This window comes from Marinobacter salinisoli (assembly GCF_017301335.1).
In the GTDB taxonomy this organism is placed as follows: domain Bacteria; phylum Pseudomonadota; class Gammaproteobacteria; order Pseudomonadales; family Oleiphilaceae; genus Marinobacter; species Marinobacter salinisoli.
In genome coordinates this window covers 1,061,619-1,088,394 of record NZ_CP071247.1, presented here as the reverse complement: position 1 = coordinate 1,088,394, position 26,776 = coordinate 1,061,619, and the positions used below count along the sequence as shown (strand labels likewise).

The window sequence follows — 26,776 nt, the reverse complement described above, 5'->3', positions numbered from 1 at the left end:
GCTGATTACTGTTGGAAATCATATCGCATGGACAGAAAAACGCTGCGCCCGGCACTGATAAAGTCCGTGTTGTCGAACCGCTTGGCGGTCGCGTATTCCTTGTCCAGCACGTTATCCACCGACAGCGAAGCCAGCCAGCCCGGCGCCAGCTCGCGGGAAGCCCGCAAATCCCATACGCCAAAGCCCGGAATCCGCTGACGCCCGATGCCGAACAGCTCGTCGTAGCGCTCGCTTTCGGCCCGTACCGAGGTACCCAGCAGCCAGCGCCCCAGCTCCCGGTCCAGGTCGACGCGAACGGTGTTCTCGGCGCGACGAATCAGCTGCTGACCGGTCTCGGCGTTTTCATAGTCGCCCAGGGTGGCAGCCGCCTGCAGGTGCCAGCCATCGTATTGCCAGCCACCACTGACTTCGACACCGCGCAGCCGGGCTTCCGGCACGCTGCCGGCGGCATCCTGGCTCGGCAGGGACAGGTCCTCGACGTCCGAGTGAAACGCCGCAATGTCCCAGAACCACAGCTGGTAACGGCCTTCCACGCCGATTTCATAGCTTTGCGCCTGCTCCGGTTGCAGATCCGGGTTACCGAAGCCGGGGAAATACAGGTCATTGAACGACGGCGCCTTGAAGGAGGTGCCGGAACTCACCCGTACCCTGTGGCGCCGATCCAGCTCGTAACCCACACCCGCGCCCCAGGTGGTCTCGGTGCCGTAGGCCTGGTTATCGTCGTTGCGCAGGCTCAGGTGCACATCCGTCGGGCCGAAATTCAGCAGTGCCTGGCCGAACACGCCGGTGTTGGATCGGCTGGACTCATCATAGGCCACAGTGCTATCGACCCGGTCCACCAGGTACTCCGCCCCGAGCACGAACTCATGGGTGCCGGCGCTCAGCCAGTTCTCCAGCCGGGAGCTGCGGGTTTGGGTATTGAAGGTGCCGGGAAAGCTGCTGAAATCCTCCAGTTCGTCCCGGGCATCGGCTAACTGGCCGGACACCCGCCAGTGGCGGTTCACCGGCACATCCAGGGTGACACCGGTGGTCTGGAACAGGAAATCCTCTTCGCCGCCGTCGTATTCGGTGTTGCCCCGGGCGCCGAGGAAGGTAAAGCCCGCCTGCACGCCATTGTTGAAACGGTAACGGCCGCCGAGCACCCCGGAGGTGTTGTCGTAGCCTTTGTCGTCACCACCGACCACCACTGGCGCGCCGTCGGTTCTGAAATGATTGATACCCCCATTGATCCGCCCACCGTCATTTGACGACGAGGCGCCGGCACCGTATTGCTGGCTGTTGAAGTTGCCGGCACCGGCCTGGACCCAGGCACGGTCGCCCCGCTCCGCCGGTGTGGTAAAGGCCTGAACCACACCGCCTACGGCATCCGCGCCGTACAGGCTGCTTCGGCCACCCCGGACGATTTCCACCCGGTCCAGCAGCTGCGGGGGCAGGTAATGCCAGGCAGGGCCACCCACGGTGGCGGATCGGATGCGGATACCATCCACCAGCAATACCGATGCGTCGGAGGCATTGCCGCGCAGGAACACGCTGGTCTGTTTACCAAAGTCACCGTTGCTGGTCACACTCACCCCGGGCTGGGACTGGATGACCTCGCGAAAATCCTTGGGCTGCTGGCGCTGGAGTTCTTCCCGGCCAATCACGGTGACCGAAGACAGGCTCTCGCCGGCAGTCCTGGGGCCAAGGGTCGCGGTAATCACGATGGGGTCCATCGCCGACGAATCCGAATCGGTCCCGGTGGTCGTACTGGCTATGGCGGGAAAAGAACTTAAGGGCAGGGATAACAGCAGCGCTGTCCCCGGACTGGTGAGGGCTATGCCCCTTGTAACATTCAACATCGATCGCAACTCACTGACACTCCGCACGCACCCGTACGGACTTTGTTGTTGTGTTGCGTGAAGGCTGGCAGGGTCGTCAGGCAGGCCGTGTTCAGGTCTGGAAAGGCAGTCACCCCACCCATGTTGCCCTCCGCAACGCCAGGTGTGTTGACAGGCCGGTCTCCGGACTTGCGAGTGATGCATGGAATGCACTGGGGTGACCACCTTCCCATGCCTTGTTTCGGCACAGTGGCGCACTTGGTCACCTTTAACTCGCTTACCGTTGCGGGGGCAGCGCCGGACTCTCACCGGCTTCCCGTTTCACCCCTGTGATATCGGCTAACATCACAACAGGGCACCTGAAAACTCGCAGCAAGGCTACCAACCGGTTGATCATTGGTCAATTTTTTGTGACTTCAGGCAGATCAAACACTTGCAAACCGTTTTCCGGCGTGGATAAGGCAAGCCACAGCTTCGGGCGGCCCGTAATGTCCGCCGGGCGTCGAATAGAGACACACTGGCTGCCCTGCTATAGTCGATAGCCAAATCAGTGCCGAACAGGCCAACCGACGAAGGAGTGTTATGCAGGCCGAGCTCATCGACATCCGTAATCACATCGCCGCTTTCCCCCCCTTCGATGACATGTCCGAGGAGCTGCTCGATCGTGTCGTCAGCGCCATTGAAGTGGAGTATTTCCGCGCCGGGACCCCGATTCTGGCGTTTGGTGAGGAGAACCAGTGGCTTTACTACGTGCGCAGTGGGGCGGTGGAAGTGTTCCGACGCTCGGGGGAGCTGTTTAACCGCATCGGAGAAGGTGGCATTTTCGGCCAGTTCAGCCTGCTGCTGAATAACAAGGTGCGGTTTCCCGCTAAGGCACTGGAAGACACACTGGTGTACCGGATTGACCGGGAAACCTTCCATTACTTGTTCGAAAATAACGACAACTTCGCCGATTTTGTCGAAATCGAGGACAGCTCGCGGCTTCGCAGCGCCGTGTCGCGGCGGGAAAAGTCCAGCCTGATGACCTCCCGGGTAACCCGGCTGTTCAGCCGCAAGCCGGTGTGCGCCCCCAGCACCATCCGCCTGCAGGAAGCCGCCCGTATCATGACCGAGGAAGGCGTGTCCTCCCTGCTGCTGATGGATGAGAGCCAGCAACCGCCGAAGCTGGCCGGCATTGTCACCGACAAGGACCTGCGCACCCGGGCCCTGAGCGAAGCCCTGCCACCGGAAACCCCCATCGGCGACATCATGTCCGAGGACGTGATCACCATCCGGTCCAACGTATTCATTTTTGAAGCCATGCTCACCATGCTGCACAACAACGTGCACTTTCTGCCGGTCATGGACCGGGACGAAGTCCGTGGTGTCGTGGCGCTGTCGGACATCGTCAAGCACGAAAGCCAGAACAGCCTGTTCCTGGTCAGCAACATCTTTCACCAGAAAACCGTCAAAGGCCTGAAGAAAATCAGCAAGGACGTGCGCCACAGCTTTGTCCGCATGGTCAATGAGGACGCCAACTCCCACATGGTCGGCAGCGCCATGGCCGGCATTGGCCGCAGCTTTACCCAGCGGCTGCTGGAACTGGGTGAAGAAAAGCTCGGGCCGCCGCCCATTCCGTATTGTTTCATGGCCCTGGGCTCCATGGCCCGGGACGAAATGCTGGTGCTGACCGACCAGGACAACGCCATGATCCTGGACGACCGCTTTGACCCCGAACAGCACGATGACTACTTCCTGGCACTGGCGAAATTCGTCAGCGACGGGCTCGCCGAGTGCGGCTACACCTACTGCACCGGCGACATCATGGCCACCAACCGGCACTGGCGACAGCCGCTCAAGGTCTGGAAACACTACTTCACCGACTGGATCGAAAACCCCAAGGCCGAAGCCCTGCTCAACAGCAACATCTTCTTCGATCTGGACGGCATCTACGGCCAGACCGAATTTGCCGAGGCACTGAAAACCCTGATCTCGGAGAAGGCCAGCAACAGTCAGCGTTTCCTGACCATGCTGGCGCGCAACGCCCTGAACCGCACACCACCGATCGGGTTCTTCCGTAACTTTGTGCTGGAGAAGGATGGCCAGCACAGGAACAGCTTCAACCTGAAGCGCCGGGGCACGGCACCGCTTTCCGATCTGATCCGGGTGCACGCCCTGGCCTGCGGCTCGCGGGCCCAGAATTCCTTCGAGCGCCTCAACGCCATTGGCAAAACCAAGCTGCTGCTGGACGATGATCTGGGTAACCTGCGGGATGCACTGGAGTTCATTGCCATTGTCCGCATTCGTCACCAGGCACTGGACATCGAACAGGGGCGGGAGCCGGACAACAACGTGAATCCGGAAGACCTGTCACCGTTTGAGCGCAGCCACCTGAAGGATGCCTTCCAGGTGGTCAGTAACGCCCAGAAGTTCCTGCGGTTCCGATACAACGCCCAGGTCGGGCGGAATGTTTAACAGACCGGGTGCAGCGCAGGAATCCAAGTCCTGGCCGGAACGCTTTGAGGCACTGGCCGGAAAAGCCCGGCATCCGTTGCTGAAAGCCTTTTACGGCAGCGGCTGTGTGGCGCCGGAGACCCCGATCGGGGAGGTCCCCATGGTGGCGATGGATTTCGAAACCACCGGCCTCAGCCCCAACCAGCACTCCATTGTCAGCGTCGGGCTGGTGCCGTTTAACCTCCACAGCATTCAGCTCGGCGCCGGGCGGCACTGGATTGTCCGGCCGCGCCAGCCCCTGAGCCAGACCTCCATCGAGATCCACGGTATCACCCACTCGGATGTGAGCAACGCCCCCGACATCGAAGCCATCCTGCCGGCCATGTTCGAACTGCTGAGCGGCCACATTGCCGTGGTCCATTTTCGCGCGATCGAACGTGAATTTCTGGACGTTGCGCTGAAATACCGGTTTGGGGAAGGCATTACCTTTCCGGTGATCGACACCATGGCCATCGAAGCCCACCTGCACCCGAACCGGCGCCCCACCCGCTGGCAGCAATTTTTCGGCAAGAAACCCATTTCCATCCGACTGGCGGACAGCCGGATGCGCTACGGGCTGCCCCACTATGCCTCCCATAGCGCGCTGGTGGATGCCCTGGCCACGGCAGAACTGCTCCAGGCGCAGGTGCTCCACCACTTCAGCCCCGAGACCCCCATCGGCGACCTCTGGCTCTAGCTGTTACCGGCCCCCTTCACGACGTCGAGATACGCGCCATAGCCCCGGGCTTCCATGTCCTCCAGCGGGATAAACTCCAGCGCGGCGGAATTCATGCAATAACGCAGTCCGGTGGGCGCCGGGCCGTCGTTGAACACATGCCCCAGGTGAGAATCGGCGTAGCGACTGCGGATTTCGGTCCGGGTCATGAACAGCGAGCGGTCTTCTTTCTCGATCACCGCATCCGGTTCAATGGGCCGGGTGAAGCTGGGCCAGCCAGTGCCGGACTTGTACTTGTCCCGGGACGAGAACAGCGGCTCGCCGGAGACAATATCCACGTACAGGCCGGGCTGTTTGTTATCCCAGTAGGCATTGCTGAACGCCCGCTCCGTGCCGTCCTCCTGAGTCACTTCGTACTGCAGCTCCGTCAGCCGGGCTTTCAGGGTCTGCTGGTCCGGCTTCTGGAAGGCATTCGGGTCGAAGCCGGCGGAGTCATCGCCGCTTTCGGTGGCCTCCGGTTTGTACTGCGAAAAATCCAGCTCGTAATCTTCGCCATAGACGCTTTCGATGAACTGATAACGACCAGAATTGAAGGTGTAGAAGTTATACCGGATGGGGTTCTTCTCGTAGTAATCCTGGTGATATTCCTCGGCGTCGTAGAAGTTGTTCAACGGCACGATTTCGATCACCACCGGATCGTCATAGACGCCGGAAGCCTGCAGCTCGGCTTTTGCCGCTTCCGCCAGGCGTTTCTGTTGCTCGTTGTGGTAGAAGATGGCCGGGCGGTACTGCTTGCCACGGTCGACAAACTGACCGTCTGCATCGGTGGGGTCCATCATGCGCCAGAGCCCCTGCAACAACCCCTCGTAGGTCATCTGATCCGGATCGTAGTACACCTGAACTGCTTCGGTGTGGCCGGTCCGGCCGGAGGAAACCTCTTTGTAGGTCGGCGATTCCTCGCTGCCGCCGGCGTAACCGGATACCGCCTCAACCACGCCCGGGATCTTTTCGTAGCCCGCTTCCACGCACCAGAAACAGCCACCGGCAAAGGTCGCTACGGCCAGACCCGGATCATCCGGCGCGTAGGCGCTGCGCGCCATGTCGTGTCGGTCGGCCGTGGCAAGGGTGTGGTAACCCACGCCGGCCAGCACCAGGGATACCCCAAAAGCCATTATTGAAAGTCTGCGTCTCATCCTACTTCTCCTGCAATGAAGTTCATGCTCTCAGCCTACCCGGGGGCTTTCACAGAACCGTTCAGAAAGTGTTACGAAACGATCACAACGTGGATTTTCCGGTGCCACGCCTAGCCGGCCAGCGGCAACCGGACCCGGAACCGGGCACCGCCGGACGGCCCGTCGTTACTGACATCGATCTGGCCGCCCTGCAGGGCCACCAGACGCGCGGTGATGGCCAGCCCCAGGCCGGCATGCCCGGTGTGCGCTGCGGTCACACCCTGATAGAAAGGTTCGAACAGGTGATCAAGATCGGCCGGATCGATACCGGGGCCGGCATCCGCTACGGTCATCACCGCGCTGGTGTCGTCCCGTTGCACCTCAAGCATGACGTCGCTCCCGGCCGGGGAGTGAACAAGAGCGTTGCCGATCAGGTTGTCGAGGATGCGTTCGGTCATGGCGATGTCCGCCACCACCCGCACGCCATCGGCGCGACCAATACGCAGCCGAACCGACTCGCGCACCGCCTCTGGCTGGTGCTTCTGCACCACATCGTGCAGCAGTTCCGCCAGCACCAGCGGCTCGGGCGAGGGCTGTTTTTCCCGCGCCTCGAGCGCGGCCAGCTCGAACAGTTCGTCCACCAGCCGCCCCAGTCGCAGGGTTTCCGACAGCGCCACCTCCAGGAAACGGGCCTGTTCGTCGGCGCTTAACTGCGCCTGTTTCATTTTCAGGGCCTCCAGATAGCCCTGAATTGACGCCAGCGGGGTACGCAGGTCATGGGATACCTGAGCCACCAGCTGCCGGCGCTGATGGTCCTTTTCTTTCAGCAAATCCACCTGGGCGCCGATGCGCTCCGCCATCTGTTCAAACCGGCCGGCCAGGTAATCAATGTCATCACCGGGAGGGGGCACCCCGGCGTCGGGCTTATGAATCCGGCTTTCGCCGCTCAGGTCAAAGGCCTCCACCCGCCCGGTCAGCCGGGACAGCCGGCGGGTCAGCAGGTGGAAAAACACCAGCCCCGCCAGCAGGCCAATTACCAGACTGATCGCCAGCGCCCCGCCGCCCATTCTGAGCAATTGCTTACCGTGCACCATGCTCTCGACGACGTCGTATTCCTCGCCGCGGAGAACGACATACAGGTAGCCGGACGGCCCGTTTTCGATGGGCACCGGCGTAACGGAAAACACCTTCCGGCGATCGTGGCTGCGGGGGTCGTCGCCCGGCAGCGGGAAGGTTTCCGGCTCGGCCAGCAGGGTGTCAATCGGCTCCAGCGAAACGTGGTTACGCTTGATTTTGGCGGGATCCGCCGAGTAGGAAAGAATCTGCCCAGTGGCATCAAGCAGGTAAATCTCGATCCCCGGATGGATGGTCATGTACAGGTGGAACAGCTTTTTCAGTTCGGTCTGATTGAGCTGACCATCGGTGACCAGATTGCGATCGGACACCAGGTTACGGGCAATATCCCGGTTGAGCTCCTGGTTCACCGCGGCGGTGTATTCGCGCACGGAATACAGGCTCAGGGCGGTAAACAGACCGCCCACAATCATCAGCAGCAGAAACAGGCCCACGGCCAGCCGGGCATACAGGGTTCGGAACAGAGACAGTGCCATCAATCAGTCCATAAACCGGTAACCGACGCCCCATACCGTCTGGATGTAGCGGGGGTCGGCGGGGTCGGTTTCAATCTTGTTGCGCAGCCGGTTGATGTGGGTATTGACCGTGTGTTCATAGCCTTCGTGGTTGTAGCCCCAAACCGCATCCAGCAACTGGGCGCGGCTGAACACCCGGCCACGGTGGCGGGCAAAATGCCAGAGCAGGTCGAACTCCCGGGCAGTGAGCTCCACTTCCCGGTCGTCAATAAAAGCCCGGTGGCGGGCGGGATCAATGCGCAGCTGGCCGGCCACCAGCTCATCGGGTTCGTCCGGTGCATTGCTCTGGGCCGCCATGGCATCCACGCGCCGGAACAGCGCCTTGATGCGGGCGGCCAGCTCAGCCACGTTGAACGGCTTGGTCAGGTAATCATCGGCTCCCATTTCCAGGCCAAGGACCCGGTCCAGCTCGGAACTTTTGGCGGTGAGCATCAGCACCGGCACGTAACCCGGGCAGGAACGGATCTCGCGGCACACCGCCAGCCCGTCCATGCCCGGTAACATCAGGTCCAGAATGACCAGATCAATCCCGCCCTGGCGGAATCGCTTCAAGCCGTCGTCGCCCCGGGACACCAGGATGGCGCGCATGCCCAGGTCGGTAACCTGCATGCTGACCAGCTCGCCAATACCGGGGTTATCTTCCACAATCAGAACGGTTCGAGTCATCGTCTGCTGACCATCTGTGAGCTTCGGTGGAGCCATTTACGCCATGGTGTCCGTGTCCATGGGATCATCCTCCATGGGCATGGTGTCCATGTCATCCTTTTTCATGCCATCCCGGTTGTCATGGCCGGTATCGCCGTCCATGCCGGTGCTCTTCCTGTCATTGTTTTCCATGTCATGGAACATGGTTTCTTCACCGGCCATGTCCCCAACACGTTATCGCGGAAGGTTCACAAAAGTGTCACGGCGGGCCGAAACAACGCCCTGCGGGAAAAGCTCAGTTCACACGCTTGCGCCTGCCTTGCCCCTTATAATGTGGCACCCTTGCGGGCGACCTCAGCAGCAAAACGGCCCGGGTTCCTGCGCCGGCGGTTTTGACTAAGCTGAAACACCAGAAGTTCACGGAGGCCCCATGAAAATACTTTTTGTTGCCGGAGACCCGAAACCCGAGCGCTGGACCGCGCCACTGCAGCAGCGCCTGCCGGATGCCGACCTGCAGGTCTGGGACCCGGACGGCCCTGCCACGAATGCCGACTACGCCATTGTCTGGAACCCGCCCGCTGAGCTGTTCGAGCGCGAGCCTCAGCTCAAGGCCATCTTCAGCCTGGGCGCCGGCGTGGACAAACTGGTGTCCCTGCCCGCCGTTGCCAGGGGCTTGACCGTGGTGCGCGTCGAGGATGCCGGCATGTCCGTGCAGATGGCCGAATACGTGCTCTATCACCTGCTGGAATCCTCGCGCCAGATGGACCTGTACCGTGACCAGCAAGCCCAGGCCCATTGGAAAATCCACCGTCCCATCCGGCGCGAGGACTGGCCCGTGGGTGTGATGGGGCTGGGACAGATCGGCAGCCGGGTCGCCAGCGCCCTGGCCAGCCTCGATTACCCGGTCAGCGGCTGGGCCCGCAGCCCGCATCAGCTCGCCGGCGTGATCACTTACCACGGCGCCGATGGGTTGGGCGACTTTCTCAGCAACACCCGGGTACTGGTGAACACCCTGCCACTGACCGACCACACCCGGAACCTGATGGATTACGACCTGCTGAGCCAGCTCCAGCCGGGCGCCCTGGTGATTAATGTCGGGCGCGGCGAACAGCTGGTTGACCAGGACCTGCTGCAAGCGCTGGACGAAGGCCACGTGGCCCGCGCCGTGCTGGATGTGTTCCGCCAGGAACCACTGCCAACAGACCACCCTTTCTGGACTCACCCGAAGGTGACGGTCACGCCCCATATTTCGGCGCGGACTCTGCGCGAGACCACCATTGACCAGATCGCGGACAAAATCCGCGCCCATGCCGACGGCAAACCGGTCAGTGGCGTGGTGGACATCCAACGCGGGTACTGACGGCTCAGGAAGTGGCGGATCGCGGGGACTGGTATTACGCTCAAGAAACGTCCCGAAAGAAAAACAACTGGAACGGGATCATTCACAAGGAGAGTTCCCATGACGTGCAGCCACTTCCTGCGCACATATTTATGCCGACCGACCTTCGCGTTGGCACTGGTTTTTACCCTGGCCTCGTCCCTGGTTCGGGCCGAGCCGCTGACTGACGACACCATTCAGTCCTTCATGCAGTCGCTGAACGACGTAAAGTCCATCGAGGCCGAGCTGGATGAGCTGACCAAAGGCATCGACAAGGAAGCCGAAATGCCGGACTTTTCCCGCATTTTCTCGGCCTCTGTGGAAAACATGGAGGGTGAGCCTGCCTACGACCGGCTGGAAGAACACGTTGAGGAGTACGGGTTCGACGACCTGACCGAGTGGAGCAGCATTGGCGATCGGATTTACCAGGCCTGGATGGCCATCGAAATGGAAGGCCAGGAACCGGCCGAAAAAGAACAGATGGAACAGGCCCTGGCCGAGCTGGAAGCCGCGACCCAACTGACCCCCGAACAGAAAGCCCAGATGCGGGCCATGATGGAGAACGCCGTTAACGCCATGGAAAGCGCCAAACAAGCACCGGCGGAAGACATCGAGGCAGTGCGGCCCCATGTGCCGGCGCTGCGCAGCCAGGCGGAAGGCAACTAAAGCTGTCGGCGGGCAACAAAAAAGCCCGGCCAGTTGGCCGGGCTTTTTCATGCGCGTCTGATCAGTGTCAGGCGAGCAGGTTGTAGGCAAATACAACCAGCACCGCCACCGGCGTGACATAGCGGATGGCGTTGTACCACAGAGTGAACGCGGTGCCGTCGAGGGCCAGATCCAGCTTGAGGGACTCCTTGGCCACGGCCCAGCCCACGAACAGGGCAGTCAGCAGGCCGGACAGCGGCAGCATGACGTTGGCGGTGAAGAAGTCCAGCAGGTCGAAAATGGTCTTGCCTTCGAAGCGCTCGAACATGCCCAGGGGCGTGACGTCAGACCAGACATTGAGCGACAGGATAGACGCAATACCCAGCGCCCAGCACAGTACACCCACCACAATCGTGCTGCCGGCACGGGCCAGGCTGGTCTTTTCCTCCACCCATTCCACCACCGGCTCCAGCAGGGAGATCGCCGAGGTCCAGGCGGCAAACAGCAGCAGGATGAAGAACAGGGTGCCGAACAACCAACCCATGGGGATGTTACCGAACGCCAGTGGCAGGGTCTGGAAAATCAGGCCCGGGCCGGCACTGGCTTCCAGGCCGAAGGAGAACACCACCGGGAAGATCGCCAGGCCAGCCAGCAATGCTACGGCGGTATCCATGAAGGCAACGCTGATGGCGGTGCGCCCGATGGAGATATCGCGGCGCAGGTAGGAGCCGTACGCCATCATGACCGCCATACCCAGGCTCAGGGTGAAGAACGCGTGACCCAGGGCAATCAGTACCGCGTTGAACGTCAGCGCACTGAAGTCAGGCTTGAACAGGAAGCTGACCGCTTCGCCAAAGTGACCCGTGGTCATAGCGTAGCCCACCGCCACCAGCAGAAGCACCAGCAAGGTGGGCATCAGGATGGTGGCCACCCGTTCCAGACCGCCTTTCAGGCCCCGGGATACCACGAGCACCACCAGCGCCATGAATACCGTGTGCCAGATCAGCAGCTGGATCGGGCTGGCCAGCAAATCCGAAAAAATGGCGTTGATGGAATCCGCGGTGCCGCCGGCGAAATCGCCCACCAGGGCGTGCTCCACGTAGGACGCGGACCAACCGCCAATCACCGAATAGAACGACAGAATAATAAACGCCGCCAGCATGCCGACCACGGCGGAAACCCGCCACGCCGGGGATTTCAGGTTGCGCTCGGCCACCAGGCGCATACTGGTAATGGGGTTATGACGCCCGTTCCGCCCCAGGAACACCTCGGCCATCATAATGGGCACACCGATCACGGCGATACAGATGAGGTACACGATTACGAAGGCGCCGCCGCCGTTCTCACCGGTCACATACGGGAACTTCCAGATATTACCGAGGCCGACCGCCGAGCCCGTGGCCGCCAGAATAAACGCCAACCGGGACGACCAAAACCCGCGGGAGGCGTCGTCACCATTACCCGGTACCGGGTTGGACTGGGACATGATTCTTTCCTGTCTTGATAAAGGCTGAAGGGTGAATAGGGAATTCTTTGAAGCCTAGGACCTAACCTAGTTAGCGGGACGGGATTCTGCCAGTCTTCTTGACGGTATGCCAGAGTTGCAGGGGAGTGAGTTGCCACTCACTCCCCCATGTCTTACTTGATGTGAACAGGGCTGTGCATGCCAGCCTCGTAATGGCCGGGAATATTGCAGGCCAGCTGGAGCTGTCCGTCGACCGGCGCGTCGGCAAAGCGCCAGATCAGGGTTTTGGTTTCACCGGGTTCCAGCATCACCATATTGGGGCCCTGGTGGTCATGGTGGCCACCGCCATTGGCCATCATCTGGCGCATTTGCTCGCGGTGCTCCTCGTGCTCGCTGGCGGTGCCAATCACAAACTCGTGCGGGATCTGGCCGGTATTGGTCACCACAAACTTGACGGTCTGTCCGCCCCGGATATTCAGAGCGCCGGGATCGAAGGCCATGTCATCGCCGGCCGATACTTCGATCACCCGATCCACCGCATCGGCGCTTCCCGGGCGACCAACCGGGCCCATACCATGGTGCCCGCCGCCATGACCACCATGACCACCATGACCACTGTGATCGCCGTGGTTGCCGTGGTTGCCGTGGTTGCCGTGGTCACCATGATGGCTCTGGTTGCTGTCATCGTGGCCCGGCGCGGCCAGGCCGACAGCGGGTGCGACGCTCAGTAAAACAGCTGCAATCGCGCTTCGTAACATGTCAGATCTCCCGTTTTATTGAATGGTTTTTTACGATTCGCCTTTTCCAAAGGTAGAAGATGGCCGGGATTAGCAACAACGCCAGTATCAGCGTGCTGATCATCCCGCCGATCATGGGCCCGGCAACCCGCTGCATCACCTCGGACCCGGTGCCCGTCCCAACCATGATCGGCACCAGGCCAACCACAATCGACGCAACGGTCATCATCACTGGTCGCACCCGCTGGGCCGCACCGTGCACCACCGCTTCCCGCAGCTGCTCAAACTCGATTTGCCCGAGCTGGTGATCCACCGACTCCTGCACCCGGTGCCAGGCCTGGTTCAGGTACACCAGCATCAACACGCCTATTTCCACCGCCACCCCGGCAAGCGCGATGAAACCCACACCCACGGCGACCGACAGGTTGTAGCCCAGCAGGTACATCAGCCAGATGCCGCCAATCATCGAGAAGGGTAGCGTGCCCAGGATGATCAGTACTTCGATGAAATTGCGGAAGTTCAGGTACAGCAGCACCACGATGATGGCCAACGTGAGCGGGATCACCAGCGACAGGCGTTCCTTGGCCCGCACCATATACTCGTACTGGCCCGACCAGGCGATGGAGTATCCCGGTGGCAGTTCCAGCTCCCGCTCCACGACCTCCCGGGCCTCCGCCACCCAGGAGCCCAGGTCCCGACCTTCGATATCCACCAGGGTCCAGCCGTTAAGACGGGCATTTTCCGATTTGATCACCGGGGCACCGTCCTCTACCTCGACCTTCGCCACATCCGCCAGGGCGATGCGATCCCCCCGGGGAGTTACGATGGGCAGCAGACGCATCTGTTCCACCGAATCCCGATAACGCTGGGGATAACGCAGATTCACCGGGTAGCGCTCCAGCCCTTCCACGGTTTCTGTGACTTGCATGCCACCAATGGCCGTGCGCACGACCGTCTGAACATCCTCGATGTTTAAACCAAACCGGGCGGCTTTCTCCCGGTCGATATCCACCTTGATATAGCGGCCACCCGCCACCCGCTCGGAATACACCGAGGCGGTGCCGTCGACCACCGGCAGGATGGTTTCAAGCTGCTGACCTATGGCCTGGATCTGATCCAGTTCCGGCCCGGCCACCTTGATGCCCACCGGGGTCTTGATGCCGGTGGACAGCATGTCGATGCGGGTCTTGATCGGCATCACCCAGGCGTTGGTCACTCCCGGGAAGTCCACCAACTGATTGAGTTCCGCCTTGAGGGCTTCCAGATCAACGCCCTCGCGCCACTGATCCCGGGGTTTGAGGGTAATGAAGGTTTCGAGCATGGTCAGCGGTGCCGGGTCGGTGGCGGTTTCCGCCCGCCCGACCTTACCGAACACCCGCTCCACCTCCGGTACCGTGGCGATCAGCCGGTCGGTCTGCTGCAGAATCTGGCGGGCCTTGCCCACCGACACACCGGCGTAGGTGGTGGGCATGTACATCAGATCGCCCTCGTCCAATGGCGGCATGAATTCACTACCGAGCTTGTCCATCGGCCAGAAGCCAACCGCCAGTACCGCCAGCCCGAGCACGAGCGCCAGGTAGGGCTGTTTCAGCACGGCCTGTAGCAACGGTGTATAGGCAGCAATCAGTAACCGGTTGAGGGGGTTGCGGTGCTCCGGCAGGACCCGCCCCCGGATGAAATAGCCCATCAGCACCGGTACCAGGGTGATGGCCAGCCCTGCGGCAGCGGCCATGGCGTAGGTCTTGGTAAAGGCCAGCGGGGCGAACAGCTTGCCTTCCTGCGCTTCCAGGGTGAACACCGGCAGGAAACTCATGGTGATGATCAGCAGGGAGAAAAACAGCGGCGCCGCGACCTCGCCGGCCGCCCGGCCAATCACCGCCCATCGGTTTTCGGGGGTCAGGGGTGTTCGCTCGATGTGCTTGTGAACGTTCTCGATCATCACGATGGCGCCATCCACCATGGCACCGATCGCAATGGCGATGCCGCCGAGCGACATGATGTTGGCGTTGATGCCCTGGTAGTACATCACCACAAAAGCAGCGAGGATGCCGATGGGCAGGCTGATAATCACCACCAGTGCCGAACGCAGGTGGAACAGGAAGGCAGCGCAGATCAGCGTCACCACTAGGAACTCCTGCACCAGCTTGGTGTAAAGATTGTCCACCGCACTCTGGATCAGCGTGGAACGGTCATAGGTGGGGATGACCTCCACCCCGTCGGGCAGGCTGCTCTTCAGTTCTGCCAGACGCTGCTTGGTGGCATCGATGGTTTCCAGGGCATTGGCACCGGAGCGCATGACGATGATGCCGCCCACCACTTCGCCCTCGCCATTGAGTTCGGCAACCCCCCGGCGCATTTGCGGGCCGAGCCGCACGTCCGCCAGATCACGCAGCAGCAGCGGCGTGCCTGCATCGCTCAGGGTAATGGGTATCTGTCGCAAGTCCTCCAGGCCCTGAATGTAGCCGGTGACCCGCACCATGTATTCACCCTCGGCCATTTCCACCACCGAGGCACCCGATTCCTGGTTCCCCGCGCTGATGGCCGCATGGACCTGCTGCAACGGAATACCGTGGGCGCGCAGGCGGTTGGGATCAACCACCACCTGGTACTGGCGCACCATGCCGCCCACGGTGGCGACCTCGGACACGCCGGGCAGAGTCTGCAATTCGTATTTCAGGAACCAGTCCTGGATCGAGCGCAGCTGAGACAAGTCGTGCTGCCCGGTGCGGTCCACCAGGGCGTAGGAGTACACCCAGCCCACCCCGGTAGCGTCCGGGCCGAGCTGAGGTTTGGCGGCATCGGGCAGGTCCCCCGCCACCTGATTGAGGTATTCCAGCACCCGGGATCGGGCCCAGTACAGGTCGGTGCCGTCCTCAAAAATCACGTAAACGAAGGAATCGCCGAAGAATGAGAATCCGCGCACCGTGGTCGCACCCGGTACGGACAGCATGGCGGTGGTCAGCGGATAGGTAACCTGATCCTCCACCACCTGCGGGGCCTGCCCGGGATAGGTGGTTTTGACGATCACCTGCACATCCGACAGATCCGGGATGGCATCCACCGGGGTGTTACGCAGCGCAAACAAGCCCCAGCCGACCAGAATCACCGTGGCCAGAAGGACGAAGAAACGATTGTGAATGGACCAGCGCAAAACGGCGTTGATCATGGCGACTCCTGAAACTCAGCGGGACAGCGGGGCCGAAGCCCCGCAGTGATTACTGCTTTTCGATCTCGATGATCCGGTAGTTGTTGTTTTCGTCCACTTCCATGACGAAACGCACCTGGTCACCTTCTTTCAGGGAACCCAGATCCACCGACTGGTCGGTCTTGAAATTCATCCGCATGGTCGGCCAGCCCATGGCCTCGATGGGTTCGTGGGTGACATTGATCATGTGATGGTCACCCATCACCTTATTGACGGTGCCCATGCCATCCACCTTGCGCATCATCTGCTGATGCTGGCCATTCATCATGTGGCCGTCAGCCTGATCGCCGTGCATACCCTGGTGGCCGTCCATGCCGTGGCTGTCGGCCATGGTGACACCGGGAAGCAGGGCCAGGCTGGCGCTGAATACGAATGCTGAAACAATGGTTTTCATCGGTTTGCTCCTTGGCAATTGCTCGGATGTACTGCAGTTACTCGGGGTTACTTCAGGGGCTGGAAGGATTCCAGCCGGTAATCGCCTTGCTCGGTTTCCCGCAGGCGGAATTCAATGCGCTGATTGGCAGTGAGCTGGTCAAAGTCGACGTCCTCGGCCACCTCAAAGGTCATGGTCATTTTCGGCCACTGCCATTCCGGGATGGGGTCGTGCACCACCGTCACCAGGCGGGGCCCGGCGATGACCTCACGGACCTCACCAGTAGCCTCGACCACCCTCTCGGGTGTGGTCTGTTCTGTGGCGGAGCTTGCTCCGGCGGCTTCGATGCCCTCGATGATGTAGGTCCAGTCGCCGGCATCGCGGATTTGCACCACCACCGGATCGCCAACTTCCAGCGGGGGCAGTTCGACACCGTCCGCCAGCTCGAAATCCATCTTCATGGTGGGCCAGTCCCAGGCCGGGATCGGTTCGTGTTCGAGGGCAATCATGCCCATCTCCGGCATCAGGCCGGTGACAGTGGCGCCCACCTCCACCTGCTCAGGCTTGGGCTCTTCCGGCTCGGCTTCTTCCAGGCGCGCCAGGGCGGCATCCAGATTGGTTTCGGAGTCGATCAGGAACTGCGCAGAGGTCACCACTTGCTGACCGGCTGTCAGGCCCTCGATGACCACCACCCGATCGCCGACTTCCCGCCCCGGGCTGACCGGCACAGGCCGAAATCGTCCATCGCCCTCGGACAGAATGACGCGGGGATGGCGCCCATCCCGGATCAGCGCTTCCCTCGGAATCGATAGCAGGTTGTCGCCAATCGGTGCGTTCAGGCGCAGATCGACAAACATATTCGGTCGCAGCCGCTGATCCGGGTTGGGCACCCGGATGCGCACCCGCAGAGTCCGGGTTTGTGCGTCCAGTTCCGGATAGATGAAATCCACCTCGCCGGTCCAGCTTTCGCCCGGGAAAGCGGGTACCGAAATCTCGACGGCTTGGCCCGGTTCCACCAGGCCGGCGTGGCGCTCGAACACCTCACCGATGACCCACACTGACGCCAGTGAACCAATCGCCATCACCTCGGTATCGGGGGTGATAAACATGCCCTCACGAATGTTCAGACTGGACACAAAGCCGCCTTCCGGCGCTTCAATCCGGATGCGCTGGGTGGCCTCCCCGCGCCGATCCAGTTCATTGACCTGGCGCTCCGTGATGCCCAGCACCAACAGTTTGTTGCGGGCCGAACGCTTCATCCGGGGGTCGTTCATACGCCGGGCCAGCAGGAACTCTTCCTGCGCGTAGACCAGGTCCGGCGAGTACAACTCCATCAGGGTTGTCCCTTTGGAAACCGGGTCGCCAGTGGCGGTAATCTGCAGTTTTTCTACCCAGCCCGACACCCGGCTGTGGACATGCACCAGCTGATCCTCGTCGTACATGACCCGGCCAACAGTCTCGATCGGGAGCTCCAGCGCACCCTCGGTCGCCTCAGCAATCCGCACGCCGAGGCTCGACACGATGCGTGGAGCGATCGTGACACCACCGTCATCCGACCCGCCCTGGTCCTCTTCGTAGACCGGCACCAGATCCATACCCATGGGGGATTTTCCGGGCTTGTCGCGGCGGTAGTTGGGATCCATCGGGGCCACCCAGTAGAGCGGCTCCGCCTGGGCATTAGCGTCGGACTCAACCGCGCTCGCATCGGTGCTGGTCCATAGCGGACGCGCCCACCAGCCGGCGGCAAAAGCGATGGCCACAAGCACCAGCGCCATAACAATACGTTGCATCTCTGTCTCCATGATCTGACCGCTTGCCACAAGCGGCCCAAAGCTGTCCGGGAACCATCAAACGGGCACACTCCCGCCATGACGCGGAAGCGACAGCATCAGAGACTCAATGCAGGAAAGAACAGTAAACGAGGTGGTATCGGGGGGGACGTATTCGGAAGTAATGGAACGGCTGTCGGCGCCAGCCAGCTCCATTGCCCGAGAGCAGCGGCAATAGAAAGGCCAGGGGCAGGCCCACGGCAAGGGCGAGCAGGCTCAGAACCGTCAGTGGCGCCGGGTCATGTCCGGTTTCGCAGCATGCCAGGTCCGACACCGACTCGGCAGCGGTAATGCCGCGCCCGTCATGGCCGTGTTCAGTGTGGCCCGTGTGCTCATGCACCATGGGCACCGACATCGAAGTGCTCCCGGATTGGCTACTTAAACCAATCAAACAGCCTGCCAGCAAAGCACAGAGCGCCCAGAAGAACAGCGTGGCCAGGGCCAGACTTCTCCGGTGTCGCAACAGTTGCTGGAACGGTGAGGAGCTCATGAAATCGGTAATACGCCTTGAACAGGGACGCTTGAGCATGCCCCCAAGCTCCAAGGCCTGTCAAGACCGACAGGCCGATCAGGTCGAGCCGATGTTACCGGCCTTGTTTCTGGATAAAGCGAGCACTCAGGTCTTTCAAACCACGGGACATCCGGCCCAGACGTTCACTGCTCTGCCGGGCCTCATCCGCCTGGGTATCGCTGTGATCGGCCAGGTCCGCAATGCTGGTGATCTGACGGTTGATCTCATCGGACACCTGGCTCTGCTCTTCGAATGCCGCCGACATGCTGATGAAACTGTCGGAGATGGTCTGGATCGAACTGACGATATCCCGCAGCGAATGCTCGGCCTCCTGAACCTTCTCCAGGCCGGTGCCGGCAACGTCTTCGCCTTCCCGGGTAGCGGTGATGGCGGCATCCACCTGGGTACGGAAATCGTCAATCACGTCCTGAATCCGGATGGTTGATTCGCGGGTACGGCGCGCCAGGGAGCGCACCTCATCGGCCACCACGGCAAAGCCACGGCCCTGTTCACCGGCCCGGGCGGCCTCGATGGCGGCATTCAGCGCCAGCAGGTTGGTCTGCTCGGCGATCTCGGAAATCAGGTTCGCGGCCTCACCGATGCTGTGGGTGGCCTCGCCCAGCCTGCTGATGGTCTGGCCCAGGCCATTCACCCGGCCGACCAGCTGCTCAATCACCACCAGGGCTTCGGCACTGCGTTCACTGCCAACGCCGGCCAGACGATTGGCTTGCTCCGCTTCCCGGGCGTTATTGACTACGGCTTCCGCGACTTCCTGAATCGACACGGTCATCTCGTGGATGGCGGAGGCGGTCTGATCGGTTTCGGCACGCTGGCGCGCGATCGCCTGGGCGCCTTCGCCCACATAGCCCAGGGTTTCCTGCGCCTGACGGTCCAGCAGTTCCGCCTGATCGTCAATCCGCGCCAGTCCGGTGCGGATGCGCGCCTCTTCGCTCAGCAGCATCATTTCCATTTCAGCGAACGAGCCGTTCTCATCGCTGTAGCCCCGGGCAATCACCGGATCCCTGAAAGCGTCGGGGCGTAACGCCAGCAAACGCTGCAGCCGGCCAATCACCGACTTCATCAGCAGGGTCGCGCCGACACCGTGACCGGCCACCACCAGGGTGATCGGCAACCAGCCTGCATCGGCCATGCTCAGGGCCACCAGGCTTACGCCCAGTGACATCAGCCAGGACCAGCCGGATTTCAATACCGAGCTGGTCTTATCCAACCGGCTGACGGCGGATTTGCCCGCCAGTAACCGGCCGTAGAGTTTCTCCGCACGGCCAATCTGCTCCCGGGTCGGGGCCACTCGCACCGATTCGTACCCCACCATCTGGCCGTTTTCCCACACCGGCGTGACGTAGGCGCTGACCCAGTAGAAGTCCCCGTTTTTGGCCCGGTTCTTAACCACGCCCATCCAGGCCTTGCCGGCTTTCAGGTAAGTCCACATGTTCTGGAACGCCGCCTGAGGCATATCCGGGTGGCGAATCAGGTTATGCGCCTGCCCCTCCAGTTCCTCACGGGCGTATCCGCTGATCTCGCAGAACTCGTCGTTGCAATAGGTGATCACGCCTTTGAGATCGGTGGTCGAGATCAGGCGCCCGCCCGGACGCATGGTGATTTCTCGCTGGGTTACCGGCAGATTTTTACGCATACAGTGACTACTCGCCTGGGCCAAAAAGCAACAACAGTGGGCTGAAGAACCGGACACCGAGACCCGGATGGGAATCGGCACAACCGTCCGCACAGAAGGTATCGACAGGATGGGGCACTTCTTGAGCGCCGATTATGCCAGTGGGCTTTGGGGCCAGGGCTTGACCCCAAGCAAGACAGAGTGCCCCGGGTCAGCGCCTGGACGACTGTTCTCATAACCTTTGCCCACGCCGTGGCGTTGCAGACACCAGGGGCAATATCCGAGATAGGGCGGCATGATTGCCCGGACGCGCTCAGGCAAGGCTGCGCAGTCTCGCCTGTGGATGGAAGCGCGCATTCACCCACAGAGAAAACGCGATAACACCGCCGCCCAGCGCCAGGCGCAGCAGGTCTGCGTCCCGGTTCCAGATCAACAGGTTCACCAGCAAACCCGCCGGCACCAGGGCATTGTTCATGATCGCCAGGGTGCCCGCATCCACCCGGCAGCCACCCCGGTTCCACAGGAACAGGCCGAGCCCGGACGCGGCAAAGCCCAGCCAGGCCAGGATGCCCCACTGCAGGCCGGTGGTTGGCAGGCGGTCGGGATTCCCGAAAATCAGGAACGAGGGCAGGGCAATGATCAGCGCGCCGACGAAGAAATAGCCAAAGGTGCGAAACGCCGGCACGTCCAGCGGATAGCGCTGCATGATGTGCTTGTACCCCACCTGCCCGGCGGCAAAGGTAAAGTTGGCAACCTGCAGCAGCAGGAAGCCGGTGATGAAATCTTCGCTCAGGCCATCGTAACGGATGATCCCTGCGCCCAGCGTTGCGATCGCAGCAGCCACCAGCGCCACCGGTGAAAAGCGGCGGAACAGGGCGTCGTCGATGAGGGTGACGTACAGCGGCGTGAAGATGGTAAACAGCAGGACTTCGGGCACCGTGAGATAGCTGAACGAGCGGTACAGGCACAGGTAAGTGATGCCGAACTGGAGCATGCCGGTGGTCAGAATGCCCAGTTTCATGCCCGCGGGAACGCCCCGCCAGCGCAGGAAAGGCAGGAACACCAGCGCGGCAATCAGGACCCGGCTGAGCACCGCAAAGTCACTGTCCACCTGACCGGCAAGGAACTCCCCGATCAGACTGAAAGAAAACGCCCAGAGAACCGTAACGAAGACCAGTAATGCCATTGCCCTGACTACCCTGTGAAAACCAGCGGGCTACTGTACTGATTCCTGACAAAAGTTCCAGCCGACGAATGTCGACGTGTCGTGCCGCCGATCGCCGAATGGAGTAACATGCCGGCTGGCCGCAACGGCCTGACCTCCCAGCCACACGGACAACCCCGGATTCGCCGCATGATGGACGAAACGCACCAGCCGTTACCGGCCGCCCGCCAGCCCCTCATTCCACGTACCCTGGCCGAGTGGCGCACCCTTGCCCTTCTGGGTGGTCCGATCCTGATTGCCCAGGTGGCCCAGATGGCCAACGGGGTGATCGACACGGTGATGGCCGGCCACGCCAGCGCCGAAGACCTGGCTGCCGTGGGTATTGGCAGCAGCATCTGGATGCCCGTGTTCCTGTTTTTCATGGGGCTTCTGGGTGCCCTGCAGCCCATCATTTCCGGCTACAACGGCGCACGCACCTTTGACAAGATCATGCCGGCGACCTGGCAGGGGCTGTATCTGGCCGCCGCCGGTTCGGTGATCATGATCCTGCTGTTGCGCCATGTGCATCCGTTGCTGGAACTGCTGAATCTGGAAGCCAACACCGCCCGCATTACCCAGGGCTACCTGGACGCCTTCTCCTGGGGTGTGCCTGCTCTGCTGTTGATGAACGCCCTGCGAGGGCTGACCGACGGCCTGGGCCATACCCGGGTGATCATGGCCTTCTCCGTGTTGAGCACGCTGATCAATCTGCCTCTGAACTACATTTTCATCTTCGGCAAGTTCGGAGTCCCAGCCATGGGTGGGATCGGGTGTGGCTGGGCAACGACGCTGTCGAACGGCCTTGCTGCGCTCGCGCTGCTCATATACCTCAACCGGAGCGAGGCCTACCGGAGATTCCACCTGCTTGCGGACTGGGTGCGCCCCAATCTGGCGGGACTGAGCTACATCCTGAAACTCGGCGTGCCCATTGGCTTCACGATCTTCGTGGAAGCCAGCATGTTTTCGGTGATTGCCCTGTTTCTGGCGCCGCTTGGACCGGTGGTGGTCGCCGGCCACCAGATCGCCCTAAATGTAGTGTCGCTGCTGTTCATGCTGCCACTGAGCATCGGCATGGCGCTGACCTTGCGCATCAGTTTCCTGGTGGGTGCCGGCGCGCCGGATACCGCCCGGCTGATTTCCCACAGCACGCTGATACTGGCCGGCCTGGTCGCGCTGGTGTTTGCGTCGCTGCTGTGGGGGTTTTCGGAGCAGATCGCCGCGCTCTACACACGGGATATTGACGTGCAGGCGGTAACGATTCGTCTGCTGGCCTTTGCGGCCCTGTTTCAGATCGCCGATGTCATTCAGGTCACCTGCATCAGCGCATTGCGCGGCTACAAGGACACCCGGGTGCCCATGTTCATCATGCTGTTTTCTTTCTGGGGGATCGGCCTGCCTCTGGGTTACGCGCTGACCTTCACCGACCTGTTTCGCCCGGCCATGGGGGCGGCCGGTTTCTGGGTCGGGCTGACCGGTGGGCTTACGTCAGCAGGCATTCTTCTTGGCTGGCGACTGCTTCGCTTTGCGCCCGCGGACAGTTCGCATAGATGATGCAGTCCCGACCGGCTTCTTTGGCCTGGTAGAGGGCGCTATCGGCGCGCTCCAGCCAGCGATCCACGCTTTCACCAATGTCCAGTTCCGCTACACCAAACGACGCCGTGACCGCCTGGCCGCCGACCCTCAGGTGCTTGCGGATCACCGACTGCAGGTTAGTCATCACCTTCTTCACGCCCTGGCCTGCGGTGCCGGGCAACAGCAGCACGAATTCCTCACCACCGTAGCGGAACAGGAAATCGGTTCGACGGGTGTTCTGCTGGATCAGGCTGACCACGTCGACAAGCACCCGATCGCCCACGCTGTGGCCGAACTCGTCATTGACGCTCTTGAAATGATCCAGGTCGAGCAGGGCAACGGTGCAGGGCTGTCCCGTGCGCTCGGACGCCGCCACCGACAGCGCCAGTTCCTGATCCATGCAGCGGCGGTTGCCAACGCCCGTCAGCGGATCGATGGTGGCCAGGTGCTCCAGCATGTTGCGCTGGCTCTCGTTGCGATGGGCAAACACGTAGGCGCAGACACTGACGACAAAGGCCACGGTGCCAAAGGACCACATCTGGATCAGCGAATCGTAGATATCGGTCTGCAGCATCAGCCCGGCGATGGTCAGCAGGTTAACCGACACCGCAAACCTGGGATTGACCAGGAAGAAATTGGTCAGCAGACAGGGAAATACCCAGAACAGGCCCGGCTCGCCGATAACTCCGCCAATGACGATGGCACTCCCCGAGCAGCTCAGGCTCATGATCCTGCCACTCACCAGCGTCCGGCCCGAGATCCAGCCATGGGCCATGCTGGCGAGCACGCCGGCCACGATGAAGGTGTCCACAATGCCGACCAGCACCTGGCCTTGCAGAAACCGGTAAACCGCAAACGGTGTGACACCAATAATGGCGCAGGCCCCCAGCAGGGTAATGATTGACAGCCGGAAATCCGTCTTGAGGCGGTGGAGCATCGTTGGTCCAGAGAAAAGATAGGTATCTGACATTGTTAAGATATCCCAAGCTCCAACCAGCGTCTTCAGGCGGGTACGAGACGTTACAAATATCCACACCAAGTCACAAAATGTGAACCGTGTCTCATTCCTTACATTCTGTTTAGCCTGTGGCCACGATCCGTCGGCAGGAGTCCGGCGGCGCCTGTTGCCGGCTATGGAGCCCCGGGGAGTTTCAGGGGTACACTAAAGTGACACTTCTGCAGGATCTTCACCGTGAGTGATCTGGTTCGAATCGCACCCGGCGCCCTGGAACTCGGCCGGCCGTTACCCTGGAATGTCTACGACGCCGAGGGCAAGGTCCTTCTGCGCCAGGGCTACGTGATTCAGACCATGGGCCAACTGGAGCAATTGTTCGAACGCGGCCGTTTCAAGCCTCGCACCATCCGGCGCCCGGAAGAATCGCCGGAGGCCGACAACCACGAGCGCAACCCGTTCGCCGATTACCCCGACCTGCTGCACACCCTCGACCTCACCCTGACTGCCATCACCAACGGCGAAGCGTCCGCGCCTCAACGGCTGACCGGGCTGACCCGGATGATCGAGCGCACCTGCAAGCAAGCCCCGGATGCCAGCCTGGCGCTGGTGCATCTGTACGCGGTCGAGCCCAGCTTTCACGAACAGATCCTGTTTTACGCCATTCTCTGCCAGTTCATGGGTGACGAGTTCGGCCTTGAAGAGGAACGGACGCAGCAACTTACCGCTGCCGCGCTGACCGCAAACCTGGCCCTGGTGCCGGTTGCCAATCAGCTGAACGCCTCCAATCAGGTGCTGAATGAGACCCAGCGGAAAGTGATTCGAAAGCATCCCGAGCGCAGCATCCTGGCGCTCAAAGAAGCCGGTATTGATCACCCGCTGTTACTCACCATCATTGCCCAGCACCACGAACAGGCCGACGGCAGCGGATACCCCCTGGGGCTGTCGGGCACCGAGATTCGCCCGGAGGCAGAGATTCTGGCGCTGGCGGAGCGTTACATCGCCATGATCACCAAGCGGGCCTACCGTACCCGCATGAACCTGAGCGAGGCCCGCAAGCTGATCGGCAATCTGGGTGATGGGCCGTTCCGTCCGGCCATTCCGAAATCGTTGCTGAAAGTGCTCGGGGATTATCCGCCCGGCATTCTGGTGCGGCTGGACAACGAGGAAGTGGGCGTGGTTACCACACGCCCGCATCTGGGCCGGGGGCCCATGGTGAAAGTGCTATTCGGCCCCAGGGGCAATCGCTACAACGGCGCCTTCGAACGCGACACCAGCCTGCTGGAGTTCGGCATCCGTGCTCTGGAGGAACCGGAGATCATGCCGTCCATGGATTTCAGCCGGATCTGGGGCTTTGGTTACTGAGGCGTCGGCGCGTCGCAATACCGCCCGTTATCGCAACCCGAGCGCCTGCGCATGGTGATTCAGGTGGTCATCAATAAATGACGATATGAAGTAGTAACTGTGGTCGTAACCCCGATGCATGCGCAGGTGCAGGTGGTGATGAAAGGTTTCGCAGGCTTCGGCCAGCGCATCCGGGTTCAGCTGGCTGTCGAGGAACTCATCCGCCGTGCCCTGATCCACCAGCAGCGGAAGCCGCTCCCGCGCGGTCGGAATCAGCAGCGTCGCATCCCACTCTTCCCACGCGCCGGGATCGTCTCCCAGATAGGCTTTGAATGCCTTCTGCCCCCAGGGGCATTCGGAAGGGTTGGCAATGGGCGCAAACGCCGACACCGCCTGATACCGGCCCGGATTCTTCAGGGCACAGATTAACGCCCCGTGTCCGCCCATGGAGTGGCCACAGACCGAACGCTGGTCCGTCAGCGGTAAGTCCTTTTCCAGCAGTTCCGGCAGTTCGCTCACCACATAATCGTACATGCGGTAATGCCTGGCCCAGGGTTCCCGGGTGGCGTTGATGTAAAACCCGGCTCCCGTGCCGAGGTCGTAGTCCTCGTCTTCCCCCGGCAAACCCACGCCCCGTGGGCTGGTGTCAGGGCAGACAATCGCCAGCCCCAGCTGCCCGGCGCGCTTCAGCGCCCCGGCCTTCTGCATGAAATTCTGGTCTGTACAGGTCAGGCCAGACAGCCAGTACATGGCCGGCACCTCCCGTGGTTCCTTACCGACCGCGCCGGGTGGCAGGTACACGGCAAACTCCATATCACACCCCAGAGTGGGCGAGTGATGACGATAGCGGCGGTGCTCTCCGGCGAACACTACGTTGGTCGACAGCAGCTCCATGGGATTCTCCGAGTTGGCAATGAGGCCAGGTCAATCGTCGTCGGCACTGGCGTACTTGGGCAATTCCACACCACAACCGATGCGCGCGAATTCGGCCAGGATGGCGGTCCTGGTCACGATCCCGATCAATTTGCCATGGTCCACCACGGGATAGACCTTGGGTTTCCCGGCGCCGAGGTTCTGGGCCAGATCAACCACCGCCATTTCGGCCGTAATGGTAACCGGTTCCCGAAACATCACGTCGTCCACGATCGGATCACCCTCACAGTGATAGCTGCTGACCAGCAGCGCATGGATGCAATCCTGCTCCGAGACAAATCCCAGCACGCGCCGCTGGTTATCCACCACCGGCAGGCCGGACACGTGGTTTTCCAGCAGTGTTTTCACCACACGGGTCAGCGGCGTGCCACACCGAATGGGCTCAATGTGATTCCACATGACATCAGAGACTTTCACTGAGCGCATGAGTGGTTCTCCTTGCTCTTATTAAACATCCCGACCCTGGGCGGGTCCTTGTTTATAAACATAGGCAACGCCCCGTAGAAAGGAAAACAAAAAGCCCGCCACCCTGGCGCCGGGATGCCCCCATAGGTAGGGTTTACA

22 protein-coding genes and 1 riboswitch are annotated in these 26,776 nt (G+C 61.4%); of the genes, 6 read left to right on the top strand and 16 right to left on the bottom strand.

All coding sequences use genetic code 11. The annotated features are described in order from the left end of the window. Window positions 1–5 precede the first annotated feature (5 nt). A complete protein-coding gene (locus LPB19_RS04870) occupies window positions 6–1,712 on the bottom strand; it encodes a TonB-dependent receptor domain-containing protein (protein WP_206644986.1) in 1,707 nt (568 codons plus the stop codon). Window positions 1,713–1,974: 262 nt separating this feature from the next. Beyond that, window positions 1,975–2,195: riboswitch (cobalamin riboswitch) on the bottom strand. Between the two features lie 204 nt (window positions 2,196–2,399). Between LPB19_RS04870 and LPB19_RS04865 the strand changes: the two genes are divergently transcribed. Continuing rightward, window positions 2,400–4,271 (top strand): putative nucleotidyltransferase substrate binding domain-containing protein, encoded by a 1,872-nt coding sequence (locus LPB19_RS04865; protein WP_206644985.1) that lies wholly within the window; start codon window positions 2,400–2,402, stop codon window positions 4,269–4,271. Beyond that, complete coding sequence (locus LPB19_RS04860) at window positions 4,264–4,986, top strand: 3'-5' exonuclease (protein WP_206644984.1); 723 nt, start codon at window positions 4,264–4,266, stop codon at window positions 4,984–4,986. Before LPB19_RS04865 ends, LPB19_RS04860 begins: the two co-directional genes overlap by 8 nt. On the opposite strand, the gene msrB is transcribed toward LPB19_RS04860, so the two are convergent. From msrB to LPB19_RS04840, 4 genes are all read right to left on the bottom strand, one after another. Continuing rightward, window positions 4,983–6,158: a peptide-methionine (R)-S-oxide reductase MsrB gene (gene msrB, locus LPB19_RS04855; protein WP_206644983.1), complete on the bottom strand. Its 1,176-nt coding sequence runs from the start codon at window positions 6,156–6,158 to the stop codon at window positions 4,983–4,985. The two genes, LPB19_RS04860 and msrB, sit on opposite strands and share 4 nt — an antisense overlap. A gap of 110 nt (window positions 6,159–6,268) precedes the next feature. After that, window positions 6,269–7,747 (bottom strand): sensor histidine kinase, encoded by a 1,479-nt coding sequence (locus tag LPB19_RS04850; RefSeq protein WP_206644982.1) that lies wholly within the window; start codon window positions 7,745–7,747, stop codon window positions 6,269–6,271. A 3-nt stretch (window positions 7,748–7,750) separates the two neighbouring features. Then, window positions 7,751–8,452 (bottom strand): response regulator transcription factor, encoded by a 702-nt coding sequence (locus LPB19_RS04845; protein ID WP_206644981.1) that lies wholly within the window; start codon window positions 8,450–8,452, stop codon window positions 7,751–7,753. 36 nt (window positions 8,453–8,488) lie between these two features. Continuing rightward, window positions 8,489–8,653 (bottom strand): hypothetical protein, encoded by a 165-nt coding sequence (locus tag LPB19_RS04840; protein WP_206644980.1) that lies wholly within the window; start codon window positions 8,651–8,653, stop codon window positions 8,489–8,491. A gap of 208 nt (window positions 8,654–8,861) precedes the next feature. Between LPB19_RS04840 and LPB19_RS04835 the strand changes: the two genes are divergently transcribed. Continuing rightward, on the top strand, window positions 8,862–9,791 hold the full coding sequence (locus LPB19_RS04835; RefSeq protein ID WP_206644979.1) for a 2-hydroxyacid dehydrogenase: 930 nt from the start codon (window positions 8,862–8,864) through the stop codon (window positions 9,789–9,791). A 99-nt stretch (window positions 9,792–9,890) separates the two neighbouring features. After that, a complete protein-coding gene (locus LPB19_RS04830) occupies window positions 9,891–10,475 on the top strand; it encodes a hypothetical protein (protein WP_206644978.1) in 585 nt (194 codons plus the stop codon). 67 nt (window positions 10,476–10,542) lie between these two features. Here LPB19_RS04830 and LPB19_RS04825 read toward each other — a convergent pair whose 3' ends face one another. The 8 genes from LPB19_RS04825 to LPB19_RS04790 form a co-directional block, all read right to left on the bottom strand. Continuing rightward, window positions 10,543–11,940, bottom strand: a complete 1,398-nt coding sequence (locus LPB19_RS04825) for a sodium-dependent transporter (RefSeq protein WP_206644977.1) — start codon at window positions 11,938–11,940, stop codon at window positions 10,543–10,545. A gap of 152 nt (window positions 11,941–12,092) precedes the next feature. Further along, on the bottom strand, window positions 12,093–12,677 hold the full coding sequence (locus LPB19_RS04820) for a cupredoxin domain-containing protein (RefSeq protein ID WP_206644976.1): 585 nt from the start codon (window positions 12,675–12,677) through the stop codon (window positions 12,093–12,095). A 1-nt stretch (window position 12,678) separates the two neighbouring features. Next, on the bottom strand, window positions 12,679–15,822 hold the full coding sequence (locus tag LPB19_RS04815) for an efflux RND transporter permease subunit (RefSeq protein ID WP_206644975.1): 3,144 nt from the start codon (window positions 15,820–15,822) through the stop codon (window positions 12,679–12,681). 49 nt (window positions 15,823–15,871) lie between these two features. Continuing rightward, window positions 15,872–16,255, bottom strand: coding sequence for a copper-binding protein (locus tag LPB19_RS04810; protein ID WP_206644974.1), 384 nt, complete (start codon window positions 16,253–16,255; stop codon window positions 15,872–15,874). 47 nt (window positions 16,256–16,302) lie between these two features. After that, window positions 16,303–18,024, bottom strand: a complete 1,722-nt coding sequence (locus tag LPB19_RS04805) for an efflux RND transporter periplasmic adaptor subunit (protein ID WP_206644973.1) — start codon at window positions 18,022–18,024, stop codon at window positions 16,303–16,305. Window positions 18,025–18,130: 106 nt separating this feature from the next. After that, the gene (locus tag LPB19_RS04800) at window positions 18,131–18,592 is read right to left on the bottom strand and encodes a hypothetical protein (protein WP_206644972.1); all 462 of its coding nucleotides are present in this window, start codon (window positions 18,590–18,592) and stop codon (window positions 18,131–18,133) included. Window positions 18,593–18,647: 55 nt separating this feature from the next. Continuing rightward, window positions 18,648–20,228 carry a methyl-accepting chemotaxis protein gene (locus tag LPB19_RS04795; RefSeq protein WP_206644971.1) on the bottom strand — a complete coding sequence of 527 codons (1,581 nt, stop codon included), beginning with the start codon at window positions 20,226–20,228 and terminating at the stop codon, window positions 18,648–18,650. 292 nt (window positions 20,229–20,520) lie between these two features. Next, window positions 20,521–21,393, bottom strand: coding sequence for a carboxylate/amino acid/amine transporter (locus tag LPB19_RS04790; RefSeq protein ID WP_206644970.1), 873 nt, complete (start codon window positions 21,391–21,393; stop codon window positions 20,521–20,523). Between the two features lie 171 nt (window positions 21,394–21,564). On the opposite strand from LPB19_RS04790, the gene LPB19_RS04785 reads away from it, so the two are divergent. Then, entirely contained in the window at window positions 21,565–22,962 is a 1,398-nt protein-coding gene (locus LPB19_RS04785) for an MATE family efflux transporter (protein WP_206645689.1), read from the top strand. Here the strand turns inward: LPB19_RS04785 and LPB19_RS04780 are convergent. Further along, window positions 22,892–23,920, bottom strand: a complete 1,029-nt coding sequence (locus tag LPB19_RS04780) for a GGDEF domain-containing protein (protein WP_206644969.1) — start codon at window positions 23,918–23,920, stop codon at window positions 22,892–22,894. The two genes, LPB19_RS04785 and LPB19_RS04780, sit on opposite strands and share 71 nt — an antisense overlap. A gap of 255 nt (window positions 23,921–24,175) precedes the next feature. Between LPB19_RS04780 and LPB19_RS04775 the strand changes: the two genes are divergently transcribed. After that, on the top strand, window positions 24,176–25,300 hold the full coding sequence (locus LPB19_RS04775; protein ID WP_206644968.1) for an HD-GYP domain-containing protein: 1,125 nt from the start codon (window positions 24,176–24,178) through the stop codon (window positions 25,298–25,300). Between the two features lie 27 nt (window positions 25,301–25,327). Here LPB19_RS04775 and fghA read toward each other — a convergent pair whose 3' ends face one another. Both fghA and LPB19_RS04765 read right to left on the bottom strand, forming a co-directional pair. Further along, the gene (gene fghA, locus LPB19_RS04770) at window positions 25,328–26,173 is read right to left on the bottom strand and encodes an S-formylglutathione hydrolase (RefSeq protein WP_206644967.1); all 846 of its coding nucleotides are present in this window, start codon (window positions 26,171–26,173) and stop codon (window positions 25,328–25,330) included. A gap of 30 nt (window positions 26,174–26,203) precedes the next feature. After that, complete coding sequence (locus LPB19_RS04765) at window positions 26,204–26,638, bottom strand: CBS domain-containing protein (RefSeq protein ID WP_206644966.1); 435 nt, start codon at window positions 26,636–26,638, stop codon at window positions 26,204–26,206. Between the last annotated feature and the right edge of the window lie 138 nt (window positions 26,639–26,776).